Source organism: Asanoa ishikariensis (assembly GCF_900107455.1).
GTDB lineage: Bacteria > Actinomycetota > Actinomycetes > Mycobacteriales > Micromonosporaceae > Asanoa > Asanoa ishikariensis.
The window spans coordinates 2345278-2359552 of record NZ_FNQB01000001.1 but is presented as its reverse complement, the minus strand read 5'-3'; the positions used below and the strand labels follow the sequence as shown (position 1 = coordinate 2359552).

The 14275-nt window shown below is 69.6% G+C and carries 17 protein-coding genes; 8 read left to right on the top strand and 9 right to left on the bottom strand.

The features are described 5' to 3' along the window. Positions 1-6: 6 nt before the first annotated feature. Positions 7-408 carry a RidA family protein gene (locus BLV39_RS11075; protein WP_090789893.1) on the top strand — a complete coding sequence of 134 codons (402 nt, stop codon included), beginning with the start codon at positions 7-9 and terminating at the stop codon, positions 406-408. Between the two features lie 7 nt (positions 409-415). Here BLV39_RS11075 and BLV39_RS11070 read toward each other — a convergent pair whose 3' ends face one another. Beyond that, entirely contained in the window at positions 416-1531 is a 1116-nt protein-coding gene (locus tag BLV39_RS11070; RefSeq protein WP_143049727.1) for a hypothetical protein, read from the bottom strand. Positions 1532-1647: 116 nt separating this feature from the next. On the opposite strand from BLV39_RS11070, the gene BLV39_RS11065 reads away from it, so the two are divergent. Further along, the gene (locus BLV39_RS11065; protein ID WP_143049726.1) at positions 1648-2775 is read left to right on the top strand and encodes a hypothetical protein; all 1128 of its coding nucleotides are present in this window, start codon (positions 1648-1650) and stop codon (positions 2773-2775) included. Here the strand turns inward: BLV39_RS11065 and BLV39_RS11060 are convergent, their stop codons facing one another. Continuing rightward, a complete protein-coding gene (locus BLV39_RS11060; RefSeq protein WP_090789887.1) occupies positions 2776-3498 on the bottom strand; it encodes a TIGR03943 family putative permease subunit in 723 nt (240 codons plus the stop codon). Continuing rightward, positions 3495-4433: a permease gene (locus tag BLV39_RS11055; protein ID WP_239083967.1), complete on the bottom strand. Its 939-nt coding sequence runs from the start codon at positions 4431-4433 to the stop codon at positions 3495-3497. Before BLV39_RS11055 ends, BLV39_RS11060 begins: the two co-directional genes overlap by 4 nt. Before the next feature lie 244 nt (positions 4434-4677). On the opposite strand from BLV39_RS11055, the gene BLV39_RS11050 reads away from it, so the two are divergent. Next, positions 4678-5040 (top strand): YciI family protein, encoded by a 363-nt coding sequence (locus BLV39_RS11050; RefSeq protein ID WP_090789883.1) that lies wholly within the window; start codon positions 4678-4680, stop codon positions 5038-5040. A 153-nt stretch (positions 5041-5193) separates the two neighbouring features. Here BLV39_RS11050 and BLV39_RS11045 read toward each other — a convergent pair whose 3' ends face one another. After that, positions 5194-5484 carry a hypothetical protein gene (locus tag BLV39_RS11045; protein WP_090789881.1) on the bottom strand — a complete coding sequence of 97 codons (291 nt, stop codon included), beginning with the start codon at positions 5482-5484 and terminating at the stop codon, positions 5194-5196. A gap of 66 nt (positions 5485-5550) precedes the next feature. Here BLV39_RS11045 and BLV39_RS11040 point away from each other — a divergent pair, with 66 nt between their 5' ends. Next, entirely contained in the window at positions 5551-6570 is a 1020-nt protein-coding gene (locus tag BLV39_RS11040; RefSeq protein WP_204082924.1) for a response regulator transcription factor, read from the top strand. A gap of 11 nt (positions 6571-6581) precedes the next feature. Here the strand turns inward: BLV39_RS11040 and BLV39_RS11035 are convergent, their stop codons facing one another. Then, a complete protein-coding gene (locus BLV39_RS11035) occupies positions 6582-7238 on the bottom strand; it encodes a GDSL-type esterase/lipase family protein (RefSeq protein ID WP_204082925.1) in 657 nt (218 codons plus the stop codon). 42 nt (positions 7239-7280) lie between these two features. Further along, positions 7281-7436 carry a hypothetical protein gene (locus BLV39_RS43605; RefSeq protein ID WP_204082926.1) on the bottom strand — a complete coding sequence of 52 codons (156 nt, stop codon included), beginning with the start codon at positions 7434-7436 and terminating at the stop codon, positions 7281-7283. A 126-nt stretch (positions 7437-7562) separates the two neighbouring features. Between BLV39_RS43605 and BLV39_RS11030 the strand changes: the two genes are divergently transcribed. Together BLV39_RS11030 and BLV39_RS11025 are read left to right on the top strand one after the other, a co-directional pair. Beyond that, on the top strand, positions 7563-8117 hold the full coding sequence (locus BLV39_RS11030; protein WP_090789879.1) for a DUF6529 family protein: 555 nt from the start codon (positions 7563-7565) through the stop codon (positions 8115-8117). A gap of 41 nt (positions 8118-8158) precedes the next feature. After that, a complete protein-coding gene (locus BLV39_RS11025; RefSeq protein WP_090789877.1) occupies positions 8159-8854 on the top strand; it encodes an MOSC domain-containing protein in 696 nt (231 codons plus the stop codon). Between the two features lie 4 nt (positions 8855-8858). On the opposite strand, the gene BLV39_RS11020 is transcribed toward BLV39_RS11025, so the two are convergent. Then, positions 8859-9815 carry a metallophosphoesterase gene (locus BLV39_RS11020; RefSeq protein ID WP_090789875.1) on the bottom strand — a complete coding sequence of 319 codons (957 nt, stop codon included), beginning with the start codon at positions 9813-9815 and terminating at the stop codon, positions 8859-8861. Between the two features lie 32 nt (positions 9816-9847). Then, positions 9848-10498 carry a 5'-nucleotidase C-terminal domain-containing protein gene (locus BLV39_RS11015; RefSeq protein ID WP_176984847.1) on the bottom strand — a complete coding sequence of 217 codons (651 nt, stop codon included), beginning with the start codon at positions 10496-10498 and terminating at the stop codon, positions 9848-9850. Positions 10499-10738: 240 nt separating this feature from the next. Here BLV39_RS11015 and BLV39_RS11010 point away from each other — a divergent pair, with 240 nt between their 5' ends. Together BLV39_RS11010 and BLV39_RS11005 are read left to right on the top strand one after the other, a co-directional pair. Next, on the top strand, positions 10739-11218 hold the full coding sequence (locus BLV39_RS11010) for a hypothetical protein (protein ID WP_090789871.1): 480 nt from the start codon (positions 10739-10741) through the stop codon (positions 11216-11218). Positions 11219-11294: 76 nt separating this feature from the next. Then, positions 11295-11621 (top strand): hypothetical protein, encoded by a 327-nt coding sequence (locus BLV39_RS11005; RefSeq protein ID WP_090789869.1) that lies wholly within the window; start codon positions 11295-11297, stop codon positions 11619-11621. 46 nt (positions 11622-11667) lie between these two features. Here BLV39_RS11005 and BLV39_RS11000 read toward each other — a convergent pair whose 3' ends face one another. Next, a complete protein-coding gene (locus BLV39_RS11000) occupies positions 11668-14256 on the bottom strand; it encodes a M14 family metallopeptidase (protein ID WP_090789867.1) in 2589 nt (862 codons plus the stop codon). Positions 14257-14275: the final 19 nt, after the last annotated feature.

Below are 14275 nucleotides of genomic sequence, written 5' to 3'. Positions count from 1 at the left end.
CCCGGCATGACAACGCAGCGAACGGCCGTCAACCCGTGGACCTGGTCGGCGGCGCTCGGATTCAACCAGGGTGAGCTCGTCTCCGGGCACACCCGGACCCTCTACTGCGCCGGCCAGACGGCGACCAGCGGCGACGGCAAGCCTACGCACGTCGGTGACATGGCGGCGCAGGTGGCGCTGAGCCTCGACAACCTCGAAGCCGTGCTCGCCGAGGCCGACATGGCCCTCGCGAACCTCGTCCGGCTCAACGTCTACACCACCGATGTCGACCTGCTGTTCCAGCACTACGGCGTGCTGGCGGCGCGGTTGGGCGCGGCCGGGGTGGCACCGGCCACCACGATGCTCGGCGTGACCCGGCTGGCGGTCCCCGACCTGATGGTCGAGCTGGAAGGCACCGCCGTCGGGTGATGCGGGCTCACACGGTACGCAGGTCGAGCGTGTGCCAGGAAAGGCGCCCGAGGGCGTTGGTGGACCACCACAGCACACCGGCTCGATAGGACACGCTCGTCGCGGCCTCGGCGACCAGGATCGACCGCCTGGTCTCGAGGTCGTACACGAGCAGCTCCTGTCCCCCGATCGCGGCGCCGAGCGCGCTCGAGTCCTTCGCGAGCACCTCGAACCGGTCCAGCGGCACCACGTCGACGATCGAGGCGGTCGCGCCGTCGTCGGCCACCCGCAGGCGCTCCGACCCGTCAGGCCGCATCAGGTCGGTGCGGGCCGGGCCGTCGGCGGACAGCACGTACACGCGACACCAGGACGACCCGCACTGGCTCAGGCGGTCACGGGCCGCGTCCACGTCGATCACCCGTCCGGTGTCGAGGTTGCGCAGCTCGGCCCGGCTCCGGCTGCTCGGGCTCACCAGCCACGGCCAGCCGGCCAGGGTCCACTCGCCCGGCTCGGTGCGCACCTGGACCGGTCCGCCCTCGACCGGCACCGACCGTACCTCCGTCGACTGTTGGTTGCCCGATGCCAGCGCCGTCCAGTAGAGGCGGCCGGCGTTGACGACGAGGTCGGAGTCGGAGCCGGCGAACGTCATCCAACCGGTGTCGTCGGTGATCTTCCGCGGTGCCCCGCCGGACAGGTCCGCCCGCCACAGCGTGGTCCGGGCGATGCCGTCACGGCCGGTGACCTGCTCCGCCCCCACGAGCCGGTCGCCGACGCGGGTGAATGCCGTGAACCGTGGGCCGACCGCGGTCGGGAGTCGGCGGAGCACACGCATCGTGCCGTCGGCCGCGCGCAGGACCAGCCGCACCGCCTCGCCGTCGGGGTCGACAGCGGTGCCGGCCGAGCTCTGCTCGTCCAGGAAATAGGCCGGGTTGTACGGAACGCCGTCGGCCAGCGTGCCTGGCACGTCCGCGCGCTTGGCCTGCGGCCAGACGGTCGCGGCCGCCGGCGGCGGTGGTGGCGGTCTGCGGGCTCCTTCCGGAGTCTGCGCGACCAGCAGCCCGGTTGCGGCCAGCGCGGCGACCAGGGCAAGCACGCTGCGAGCCGGCGGCCGAGGCCGTCGCGCCGGGTCTCGCGCTTCGTTCACGCGAGCAACCGTAGCGGCGGCCGCACCGCACGGGTGATCCAGCCGCTGTCGCGCACGCGCGACCCGGGCAGGCGGATAGTCTCCGGGCTGGTTCGTCGACGGGCGGGAGAGACGGCGTGGTCGATGGCAGGCCGGCGACGGCCCGGCCGGCTCAGGTGCGCTGGACCGGTTTGTTCGCCGCACTCGTCGCGGTGGTCTGGCTGTTGTCGCTCTCCCCCGACGACGTGCGTGATCCCACTACCCCCGTTCCGGCTGGTGTCGGCTCGGTCTGGCCGCAGGCGGTCCGCGGCTCGGTGTCGGGCTCGCTGGCGGACGGCGACACGTACACCCCCGGTTTTTTCGTGGATGCCGGCACCTCCATCGGCCAAGCGGTCACCGCCGACGGCCTGGTGGTGCGGCTGGTGGTGGTGCGCGGTGCCGAGCCGGCCCGCGAGCTGCGGCGGCTGCCGGCCGAGTCCGCTCCGCAGTTCTTCGGCTTCGTCTCCGGTCAGGGGTGGGTGGCCTGGGCGGAGTCGGCGGAGGACGCGGTCGGCCGGCGCACGACGTCGATGTGGGTCATCGGCACCGACGCGGGCGGCGCCACGCGCCGCATCGTGGCGGATGCCGGCGACGTGCGGCAGACCGACTCGGCGCACGAGTTGGCCATCTCGGACGGGCGTCTGCATTGGACGGTGTACGGAGACGGCGCGGACCCGTCGACGGAGTTGCGCTCGGTCGTCCTCGACGGCGGCGACCCGCGCGCCAGGACGGTCCCCGGGACCTGGTCTCCCGTCGGTTGGCCGTGGCTGGTCGACAGCATGGACGCGGTCGCGGGCGGCCGGGTGCGGCTGCTGGACCGCGTGAGCAACCAGACCAGGGAGTTCGTCGCGGGCATGGCGGACTTCCCGTCCTGCGGAGCCACCTGGTGCCGGTCGATCATCCTGGACGACGACGCCGGCGCCGGCCGGGTCGACCTGGTGCGGGTCGACGGCACGCAACGCCGACGGATCGCCGGACCCGACGTGGGCTTTCCCTTGACCGACGTCGCGGTCCTCGACCGTTTCGAGGTGCTGACCGCGCTCGACCCGGCCGCTTCGACCTTCCAGGGACGTCCATTGCTGATCTACGACGTCTCCCGGGGTACGACCGTGACGGTCGCCTCCGACGCGGTCAGCGTGCTGTGCCGCGGCGGGTTCCTCTGGTGGTCCAGCGGTTTCGAGGACCGGCTGTCGTGGACGGCCATGGACCTGCGGACGTTGACGTAGTCACTGGTACTGGTTGCGGGGCGGCTCGATCCGTACCCACGTCTGCACGTCGATGTAAGGGATCTGCTCGCCGTTGACGGGGTCGGTGCCGGCCTTGCTGCTGTATTTGCCGGTGACCTCGATCCAGGTGTCGGCCGGCAGGTCGACGGGTGCGCCACCGGTCATGCCGAGCTTGATCGGCCGGCCGTCGGCCGCGCAGCACGACAGGATCATGCGCGTGAGCAGGAGCTCACCGGCGACACCGGGCGAGACGAATCCCGACATCTGCACCGTACGATCGCCGATCGAGGTCCCGTTGTCGTAGATCGCGCGGGACGCGTACTCCAGAACGCTGATCTTGGCTGGGTCGCCCGGTGGCAGGGGCGGGTAGTCGGAGATCGCCTGGCTCGACAGCGCGGTGCCGGACTGGCCGGCGGCGAACGAGCCCAGCGCCGGAGGTGCGACGAGCAGCAGGCCGATGACGGGGAGTACGAGCAGCCAACCGACGGTCGGGCCGTGGCCGCTGTGGTCGTGGCTGTCTTTCTCGTTCTTGGTGCCCCGGAGTTGTTGCCGCAGGTCGTGGGCGAGGGTCACGACCGCGGCCACGACCAGCACCGCACCGGCGGCGATCAGGAAGGGCTGGAGGCCCTCCTTGACGTACCGCAGGTAGACGTCGGTCAGGCTGGCCTTGAGCACCGCCCCACCGAGGAGCAGCAGCACGACGCCTTGCGCTTGCCGGTTCACAGCACCACCACTCCCACTCCGACCGCGACGAGCACCGCGACCGCGAACGTGGCCGGCGAGAACCGGGTCGCGAACCGCCGGCCGAACACGCCTGTCTGCATGGAGATCAGCTTCAGGTCGACCATCGGGCCGACCACCAGGAACACCAGCCGCGAGGTCAGCGAGAACTGCGACAGGGACGCGGCGACGAAGGCGTCGGCTTCCGAGCAGATCGACAGGACGACGGCCAGGACCGCCAGCGCGAGCACGGACAGCACCGGGTTGTCGGCGAGCGTGAGCAGCCACCGCTCGGGCACCACCACGTTGATCGTGGCGGCGGCCATGGCACCGACGACCAGGAAGCCACCCGCGTGGATCACGTCGTGCCGCACCGCGGCCCAGAACGCGATCAACTTGCCGACACCCTCGTCGTGACGGTGCGGCAACCGGATCCACTCGGCCTTGCCGAGGCGCAACCAGAGCCAGCCCATGAGCATCGCGACGATCAGGCTCGCGACGCCGCGACCGACGACCATCTCGGGGTTGTTCGGAAACGCGACGGCCGTGGCGGTCAGCACGATCGGGTTGATCGCCGGGGCGGCGAGCAGGAACGCGAGCGCGGCGGCGGGCGTGACACCGCGCCGGATCAACGACCCGGCGATCGGCACGGACCCACACTCGCAGCCGGGCAGCACCACGCCGGCCACGGACGCGACGGGCACGGCCAGCGCGGGATGCTTCGGGAGGGCCTTGGCCCAGAACGAGGGCGGCACGAAGACGGCGATCACCGCGGAGAGGACGACGCCGAACACCAGAAACGGCACGGCCTGCACCATCACCGAGACGAACACGGTGGTCCAGGTCTGCAACCGCGGGCTGGAGATGGCGGACGACACGGGGCCACGGAACACGACCAACAGCACGAGAACGGCGGTAAGCACTTCAACCGACCCGATGCGGTCACCGAAGAGCCGCCGAGGCTTCTCGGGCGGCGGGTCGGTCGGGCCGCCGGGCGCAGCCGGATGGTGGTGCCCGTCGGTGGTTTGGGCCGTCACGTCGGACACGGTAGCGACTGACCCTGCCGCGCGCGACGGACTCCCCGGACGGAAATCCCGACGTGCTGTCCGATCCGGCTCCCGCTGTTCGTGGAGAGGGTGAAGGGTGGCGGTAGAGAGGCCACCCCGGCGGGAAAGAGGAGACATGCCTGAGTACCTCATCGCTTTCAACGACGAGTGGGTGCCGCACTACACGGACGAGGAGCTACAGGAGAAGGCCAGGACGGTCCAGGTGCTGGTCGAGGAGATGAAGGACGCGGGGGTCCTCGTCGTGACCGGCGGCCTGGACGACGCCGCTCCGGTGTTCAGCGTCGACGCGTCCAGCGGCACGCCACTGTTCACCGACGGCCCGTTCGTCGAGTCCAAGGAACACCTTGGCGGCTTCGCGGTCGTGGACGTCCCCGACGAGGAGAACGCGCGGCTGTGGGCGGGCAAGATCGCAACGGCCTGCGGCTGGCCGCAGGAGGTGCGACGCTTCCGCGGCGCCACGAAACGCGCGTGGACCTAGCCGTTCTGGTGCGCCGGGACGGCATGCCTCGTCCGACCGCGTCCCGGTCGCGACCACAGGTGTGGGTTCACCCAGACGGGCAGATCGCCGTGCACGGCCGAGAAGTGATAGTCACCGGCGAAGACGGCAATGAACGACTGCGATGACCGAGCGTCATCGGTCGCTGTCAGGCGGGGTGAGAATTCGGGTGCGGGGCGTGCCGGCCAGGGCGGGTGCGCGGTCCGGATCGGACCAGACGGTCGTCTCGAGGAACGCGCGAAATCGCTGGGCCGCCTCGATCGTGGCGAAGTCGAGGTCGACCGTGACGTACTGCTGGTCGTCGACCGGGAGCAGGATGCGGTGCTGTTGGACGCCCGCCTTTTCGCGGGCCGGGGCGAACGAGTCGAACGCGCCTCGCCAGGTCTGGTAGTCCGTGATCGGATGTTCGATGCGTAGCGTTGGCATGTCCTGACGCTATTTCTGCCGTGTCGGCCGCCCTATCCCAGATATCTGGGTGGTTACCGTTGTTCCGTGCGTCATGCGCCGGCTCTCGCGCGGTTGGGGCGAATCGCCAGCGCCGCGACCGAGTCGCGTGCGTTGCGTGCGGCCGCGCTCGACGAGCTCGGTCGGTCGGTGCCCTTCGACGCCTGTGTCTGGCTGCTGACCGATCCCGAGACGTCGGTCGGGGTGGCACCGCTGGCCTCGGTGCCACCGGCGCTCATGCCTGAACTGCCCCGGCTCATTCGGCTCAAGTACCTGACCCCGGTCAACCGGTGGACCACCCTGTCCAGAGCCGCCCGCCTCGACACGCCCGCCGCGAGCCTCGTGTGGCGCGAACTGCTGCACGCCCATGGCGTCACGGACGTCGCCTCGGTGGTGTTCCGGGACCGGTACGGGTGCTGGGCCTTTCTGGACCTGTGGCGGCTCGGCGGCACGTTCGCCGACGACGAGCTGGCGTTCCTCGACGACGTCGCGGCGTTGCTCACCCCGCATCTGCGCAGGTGCGTCGCCGGCTGCTTCGAGACCGAGGGCACGGGCGGGACGCTCGAACCCGGCCCCGTGATGTTGCTGCTCGACGCCGGGTTGCGGGTGGTGGGCCAGACCCCGCGGACGGTCGACTACCTGGCCCGGCTGTTGCCGGACACGGACACCGAACCGGTTCCGGCCGCCGCCTACAACGTCGCCGCTCAGCTTGTCGCCGTCGAGAACGGTGTCGACGAGCAGCCGCCGCTGGCCCGCACGCATCTGGCCGGCGGTCGTTGGCTGACCTTGCGCGCGGCCCGCCTCGGACCGACCTTCGACCAGATCGCGGTCACGCTCGAGGACAGCTCGTTGCCGGATCGTTCCACGATGTTCGCCCGCGCCTGCGGGCTCGCCGCGCGGGAGTCCGAGCTGTTGCGGCACCTGACGACCGGCGCGGACACCCGTACCATCGCCGCCCGGATGTTCCTCAGTGAGAACACCGTCCAGGACCACCTGAAGTCCATCTTCGACAAGACCGGCACCCGCAGCCGCCGCGCGTTGCTGTCGCGGGCGGCCGGCACCGGCTGACGGGAACAGCCTCAGAGCGTCAGGTCGCGCAGGTCGACCGCGTCGGCCATGGCCTTGGCGCCCGTGTCGTTGAGGTGCATGCCGTCGCCGGCGTCGAGGGCGCGCCTGATGTGGTCGGGTGAGCGCGGGTCCGCGACCGCCGCGGCCACATCGAAGACACCGTCGAAGACCCCAGTGGCACGGATCCAGTCGTTGACCTCTCGGCGGGCTTCCAGAACATGCACCTCGGGGCCCGCGCCGGCGAAGGGGCCGACGGTGGCCACGACGATCTTCAGGCCGGCCCGGTGGGCCTTGCCGGCCAGCGCGGTGAAGCCGGCGATCAGGTCACCGGCGGTCGCGGGCGGTCCCCCGAGCATGCGGGGCAGGACCAGGTCGTTGATGCCGAGGTTGACCAGCACGTGGGTCAGCGCGGGTATCGGAAGAACCTCGCGGTCGAACCGCGCGAGTGCGTGTTCGCCGACGCCGTCGCGCAGGAGGCGGTTGCCGGCGATGCCGAGGTTGACGACCCAGCCGTTCTGGAGTCGTCGGTTGAGGAAGTCGACGGAGCGGTGGTTCGCGCCGGGCGTCGTGCCGACCCCTTCGAACCACGAGTCACCGAAGGCCGCACCGATCATGGTGACGGGCGGGGCCGGGACGTCGACGCCGGAGATGACGTACCTGGCCTCCACCGACTCGGCCCCGTCGGAAAGCCGCGAGTCCGTAGCGGTTCGTCAGGCGTACGCGGAGGCGTCTCCACCACCGGCCAGGCGCAACACCTGGCTCACGGTCTGGTCGGCGAAGCTGCGCGGCTCACCGAACTGAAGCTGGTCGTGCGGGTTGATCACCGCGCTGCGGAAGCCGGCCGTCCAGGTCATCGAATCGTCCACGCGAAAGACCGTAGCTCGGTAGTCCAACTAATGGACGATCCAAGAATGTGACCAAATCGCGGGCTGGCCAGCGCCATGAAAGCCCTGTTCGTACGCTATTGCCGGCTTCGGGCGGATACTAGTGCGATGTCCGAGCGAGCAGCTCCCCCGCGTACCAGGCCATGGCTCATCCTGGTCCCGCTCTTGATCGGCGCCGCGGTCTCGGTCGCGCTCGGGGTGTTCGGCAGCGTGCACGAGCCCGCCGGCGAGGTTCCGTGGCAGCGGCCGTTCCCGTCGATCTACGCGATGAAGGTCTGGTTCAGCCTGGGAGTCCTCCTGCTGGCCGCCGTCCAGCTCTGCACCGCGTTGTGGATGTACGGCAAGCTCGGCCTGCGCCCCCGGCCCTGGCTGGGACCGGTGCACCGCACCAGCGGCTTTCTGGCGTTCCTGGTGAGCCTGCCGGTGGCGGCGGCGTGCCTCTGGGCGTTGGGGTTCCAGACGTACGACGCCCGTGTCCTCACACACGGCATCCTCGGCACCATGTTCTACGGCGCGTTCGTGGCCAAGGTCCTCGTGCTCCACAGCAGACGGCTGCCCGGCTGGGCACTGCCGGCGGTCGCCGGCCTGCTCCTGGCCACCGTGGTCGGCGCCATCGCCAGCAGCGCCCTCTGGTACATCGCGACGTACGGACTGCCGAGATAAATCGCGCGCGTACGACGGCCCGGGGCGGTTACGTTGCCGGCGTGGGTGGGATTCTTTCGGTCAACCTGGCTGTGCCTGAGCCCAACCCGGCCAAGGGCGTCGGCATCACGGGCATCAACAAGCGGCCGGTCGACCACCTGGTGGCCGTCCGCGCTCCCGGGCCCAAGACGACCGGGCTGCACAGCGGCCTGGTCGGTGACCAGATCTTCGACATCGAGAACCACGGCGGCGACGACCAGGCGGTGTACGCGTACGCGCGGGAAGACTACGACTGGTGGCAGGCCCGGCTCAGTCGCCGGCTGGCCAACGGGCTCTTCGGCGAGAACCTGACGACCGAAGGGATCGACGTCAACGGCGCGGTCATCGGCGAGCGGTGGCGGATCGGCCCGGAGCTGGTTCTCCAGCCGACGTTCGGCCGCATCCCGTGCGCCACGTTCCAGCACAAGATGGGCGAGCCGCGCTGGGTGAAGACCTTCGCCAGGGCGATCCGACCCGGCGCGTACCTGCGGGTGCTGGAGCCCGGCGCGGTGTGGGCCGGCGATCCGGTGACCGTGGAGGACCGCCCGGCGCACGGTGTGACGATCGCGCGGGCGTTCCGGGCCTACCTGACCGAGCCGGAACTGCTGCCCGAGCTTCTCGAGGTCGACGGGCTGCCCGACGACCTGCGCGCGACCCTCGAAGAGCGGCTCCGGCGTTCCCGTGCCCGACGGGCCAAGCCGGGCACGGGAACGGCCTGAGCTTTCAGCGCTTGGCCACCGGGATGGCCACCTGGAAGGTCTCGATCCATTGCCGCTGGTACGTGTCGCGGCCCCGGATCACCACGGAGTCGTCGTAGACGTCCACCACCAGGCCCTGCTTCCAATCGGCCTGGAAGAGGGTGCTGACGGTGCCGTTGGCGTTGCGCGTCTTCTGGTTGATGTAGGTGGTGGCCGGCGCCTGCACTCGCCAATATCCCTCGTCGTTGCCCAGCAGCGACGGGTCCGGGCCGGCGGCGAACCAGTTGAGGTCCGTGTGCAGGTGACCGTAGAAGAACACCACGTTCGGCGCGCTCGCCAGGATCCGCGCGAGTCGGTCGCGCTGCGTGGTGATCTCCGGCGGCTGGTGCAGGAAGACGAACGTCGGCCGGTCCTTGCGGGCCACCGTCTTGAGCGTCTGCTCGAACCAGTCGAGCTGCGCGTCACTGAGCAGCGCGGTCACCGCGCCGCCGCTGGTCTCGCCGGTCGGAATGCCTTCCGAACCGAGGAAGACGAACGGAATCCCGGCAAGGCTCGTCGCGTAGTACACGCTGTCGCGACCGGCGTAGTCCAGGAACCGCTGGCGCATCACGTCGACCGGCTCGTTCGCGTGGTACTCGTGGTTGCCGATCGCTAGATACGTGCGCGGCGGGCGGACGCTGGTCTTGAGCGTCAGGTCGAGCAGCGGATAGTGGTGCTGCTTCCCGAGCTCGGTCAGGTCACCGATGATGACGAGCGCGTCCGCCTTCGGGGCCGCGTCGTCGAGGTCGGCCAGCGAGTCGCGCATGTCCGACATGGCGACCGGGTAGAGGTCGCTGATGTGGACGTCCGAGAGGACGTGCCGGCGCTCGTGGGCGTACGCCGGCACCATCGGCCCGAGGGCCGTGGCGGCCACCGCGGCACCGCTGCCGACGAGCAGCGTACGACGGCTGAGCGCGGGGCTTTCATCGTGCGTTTCGCACATGGTCTTTGTCCTTCTTGCCTGGATGCACGCGCTCAGCGCGAAACGAGGGTGATGCGGCCCAGCACGGGTACGGCCAGCGGGTTGCGGGTCGCCAGGTAGGCGGCCAGGTTGTCGAAGAGCGGCCCGGGGTGCGCGCCGCCGACACCGGTGACGCCCTTGACGATCAACGGCGCGGCCGCGATGACCGGGTTGCTGCCCTTGCGGACCTTCCCGTGCTTGTCGGCCCGGTCGCGCAGCCCGTCGCTGACGGCGATCACATAGCTGGCGACGGGGTCGACGACCTTGCCGCCGATGGTGATGGTGGTCGGGTCGACGTGCAGACCCACCACGGGCTTCGAACGCCACTGGTACGCGAGCTGGCTGGACACCTGCATCACGTTGCCGTGCTTGGCGAACTGCGCCTCCAACGCCTGGTGGAGCTCGGCCCCGGTGAGCCGCAAGACACTGGAGCCGACCTTCATCGGGAGCGCCTCGAGCGCGTCGCCGACCATCAGCTCGCCGTGCTTCTTACCGAGGTCGGCGTGCAGGTCGTCAAGGTCGACGAGCGTTGCCACGTTGAGGTCGAACGGCTTCGCACCGGTCTGCAACGCGTCGGCGACCACAGCCCCGAGCGTCGACTCACCGGCCGGGTTCTGCCGTCGCGTCAACGGACCGCCCAGCACACCGATAACCGTCCTCGACACGGACCGATCCACATGCGCCACGGCCACGATGCCCCCTTCCAGGGTCAGACACGACGCCGAGAAGGTGTCCCCGGCGATCCCACCCAGCCCAACAGGACGGCAAGAAGGTTCTTGATCATGAACAAGATGACCGGATGAACACGTCATGTCGACGCGCGGACCACCCGCTCCGTGGGTCTAGCCCGCTCACGCCGCAGGCTGCCAAGGTATTGACCCAAGGGTCGCGATGGGAGGACGACAGTGGGTGTCTGGTGGCGGGATTCGCCCGCGAAGCTGGTCGAGCTGCTGCGGCGACGCGGGCTCGATCCGGACCGGGTGGACGACGTCGAGGCCGCGTGGCAGGCGTTCCGCGAGTTTCTCGCGGTCCCGGTCGACGGGTTGGAGGCCGATCCAGACGCCGACTCGGACGGCTGGATCATCCAGTGGGGCCGATACAGCTGGCACGACAACCTGCCGAGCCTGGGGTTCACCCGACAGTTCGGCGTCGGCGACCACCAACCGGAGTACTGGCAGGTCTCGTTGGAGCTCGTCTTCTCGGATGGGCCCGCGATCGACCAACTCCACGCGCAGGACACCGGGTTCGACTTCAGCGCGCAGGGCCAGGAACAGGATGCGGCGCTAAGCGAGGCGGAGCGGGAGTTACACCACGACCCGGCGCTTCAGGCGCTGTGGAAGAGCACTCCCACGCGCAGCGCCATCACTCTGGAGCGCGCGGGCTGAAAGGCCGAGAGATCTTGGCTGGGTTGTTGTCTCCCACGGGTGGGCGCGGAGGGGTTGGCTGGCCGATCATGTCGCCATGGCGAACATCGTTGAGATACACGTGCCGCTCACGCCGGCGCCTGCGTTGCCGGAAGGTGCCTATCTGTTTCCGTGGATCGACCAGATCGAGGACTTCCTGGCCGATCTGGAGGACGGAGCCGCGGTCGAGATCTACGACGACGGCGAAGAGCACGGCGATGTCTACATCTTCTTCATCACCGGCGAGAGCGAGGCCGCGCTGCTCGCCGTCGCCTCTCGGGTGGCGACGCTGGACGGCGTGCCGGTCGGTGCGTTCGCGATGGTCACCGACGAGGAGGCCCCACAGTTCGGAATGGGGCGGCGGGTCGACCTACCCGTGCCGTGAAAGGCCGAGGGGTCCGAGGCGACCGGCCTCGGACCCCTCGGTGGTGTCAGTCCTGACCGCCGAGATACATCGCGTTGAACAGGAAGCGGTACGTGCCGTGTGACTGGGCGCGGTGCTGTGCCTTGAAGCCGATCATCACGACCTCGCCCTTGCCCACCTTGGACGTCACCACGGCCGGTTGGCCGCCGATGAGGTCCTCACCGAGCAGGAAGCCGCTCTTGAGCAGCTTCGTCTCCGGCCAGGTCGCCGCGACGCTGACGCCCGACGCGCCCTCGTTGACCTGGAAGATCGGGCTGTCCGAGACGAACGCCGCCGTTGCCGGTGCGAAGCCGGCCGCGACCGGGTCGCTCGCGTCGGTGCCGAGGTTCAGCACCGAGCCCGGGATGTTGTACTCGGTCTCCTCGACGCCCGCCGAGACGTCCTTCACCGGCACCCCGAACGCCTGGATCGGCAACTGAGCAGCCCGGTTCAGGGTGACGATCGTGCCGCCCGCCTCCACGAAGGCCTTCAGGTTGGCCACTCCGGCGGGGGTCATGCCCCCGGTGTAAGAGTCCGGCAGTGAGCCCGCCGCCCGGCCGTTGCGCATCGAGTTGTACGTCGCGTCCGGCAGCACGATGGTGTCGAAACTGGACCGGAGGTCGCCCGCGCGCACGGCCGTGTTCGTCAGCTTCTGGTAGCCGAACTTGAACTGGTCGAGCACGTACCGGGTCCAGCCCTCGTCGTAGTTGTTGAAACCGTCGTAGAGGCCGATCCGGGGCGCCTTCAAAGCCGCAAGACCGGTCGGTGCCGTATCCACCGCCGCGATCGACAGGCCCAGTTGCTTGGCGAGCCCGGTCACCCGGCCGCCGGTGGAAGCGCCCGCCTTGACGAGGAACGCGCCGGCCGGCAGCTTGCCCGTCCGGGTCGTGACCTCGCCACCCGCGCGCCAGACCTGCTCACCGGCGGCGAGCAGCGCGTTGACGGCGGTGGCACTGTCGTTGACCCGCGGGTCCAGGGCGTACGAGTGCCGGGGCGCGCCGGCGACCGTACCCTCCGGAACCTTCGGCCAGTCGACCGAAGCCGTGCGAGCCCGGACTGCCTGGTCGAGCTTGTCGACCGTGACACCCATCTGGAACGACAGCGTGTAACCCGTGATGTCGTACGGCGGTTCGAGCGGCCCACCGGGGTAGAGCCGCCGGTCCGGGTACACCTGCGCGTTGAGCAGGTCGAGCACGGCCGCCCGGTACGGCTGGGCCTCACGGACCACATAACTGCCCGCCGGGTACGTGCGCGAGCCGACCGTGAACGACTGGACAGCCCGCTCGACCTGGATGTTGTTCCACCGCAGCTTGTCGACCAGCTTGGTGGCGGTTGGGAAGTCGGCCTGGTCCGCGGGGATCACGTAGGTGGTGTTGCCACCGTCGCGCGCCCCGTCGCGGGCCATCTGGTACGCGCCGTACAGCCAGCCCTCGCGGTCGTCGCTGGCCTGCCGGAGCATCGCCCACGACGCCGACACGATGTACGCGCAGCTCTGCGACAGGTGCCACTCGCCGCCCTTCCACGGGCTCGGGTAGAACACCGACGGCTGGGTGGTCGACGTGCCGTCGGCGAACGTGGCCGGGAAGTCCTTCGGGTCGTACACCCGCGGGGTCGCCGACGCGTGCGCCGTCTCGGTCAGGATGCCGATCTGGTTGTGGTAGTACGGCGCCGTCCTGGCGCCACCGTTCCACCAGATGTCGTACGACTGGCGGGCCAGCGCGCCGACCTTGCCCTCGCGGTCGAGCCGCTGTCCCATCGCCTCACCGATGAGGTTGACGCCGCGTACCACCTGCGGGTTGATGTTGGGGTTCATCGGGTCCTCGTACGGCGGGATGCTGATCCGACCGGGGAAGACCGCCGTCTGGTGGACGTTGTGCATCATCTGCGGCAGCCACTCGTGGAAGAGCTGCCGGCCGACGTTCTGGGTCTCCTGGAGGTTGAACATGTACCAGTCGCGGTTGTTGTCGTGCCCCGCGTACTTCTGGTACAGCTCTGGGTATCCGGCGTCCTGGTAGGCCCCGCCGAGGTTCTGCCGGTACCAGTTGGCGACCTTCGTGCCGCCGTCCGGGTTGACGTTCGGCACGAGCAGCGTGACGACGTTGTCGCGCACCTCACGAGCTTCCGTCGTCTCGCTGGTCACCAGGTCGTAGGCGAACTGCGGTGCGGTCTGGTGTCCGGCCACCTCGGTGGAGTGGATGCCAAAGTCGACCCACGCGATGGTCTTGCCCTCTTTGGCCAGTCCGCGCGCGACCGAGTCGGAGAGCTTGTCGCCCTGCGACAGGCGCACGGAGATGTCCTTGTACCGCTTGAGGTTCTTGTCCTTGAGGTTCTCCTCGGAGGAGACGACGGCCATGAGCTGCGGCCGTCCCTCGGAGGTCTTGCCGATCTCCATCAGCTTCATGCGGTCGCTGGCCGCGTCGAGCTTGCGGTAGTAGTCGGCGATCTGCTCGTAGGTGGCCAGCTTGTAGTCGGTGCACGGCGTCCAGCCGATCACCGACTCCGGCTTGGGGATGCGGGACGTGCCGGTCGCCGAGGCGGAGGCCGCACTCAGGGCCGGAGCGGCGAGCAGGACAACAGCGATCGCGGCGGGCAGGGTCCGTAATCTTCGTCGATCCACCAGAAACCCTCATCTCTGT